This is a genomic window from Pseudomonas moorei, assembly GCF_008801475.1.
Classification (GTDB): domain Bacteria; phylum Pseudomonadota; class Gammaproteobacteria; order Pseudomonadales; family Pseudomonadaceae; genus Aquipseudomonas; species Aquipseudomonas moorei.
Map to the genome: position 1 here is coordinate 1 of NZ_VZPP01000059.1, position 218 is coordinate 218.

The 218-nt window shown below is 61.5% G+C and carries 1 protein-coding gene; it reads left to right on the top strand.

Annotated features, from left to right (window positions below; translation table 11 throughout):
* A partial coding sequence (locus tag F7R06_RS30890) for a hypothetical protein (protein ID WP_170288752.1) occupies positions 1 to 218 on the top strand: 218 nt, incomplete at both ends.

Consider the following 218-nt stretch of genomic DNA (forward strand, 5'->3'; position numbering starts at 1 on the left):
CTTCGACGTTGAATATCAGCGTCACCCCAGTGGATGACAGCTTCACCGACCTCAGCGAAAGCGTAACCACGGCCGAAGACTCCGCCATCAGCGGCAGCGTCCTCACTGGCACCAGCAGCGTTGACGGTCCCGTCAGCGTGGTTAATTTCACAGTGGACGGCACCCAATACCAGGCCGGCAGCACCGCGACCATCGCCAACGTCGGCACCCTGGTGATC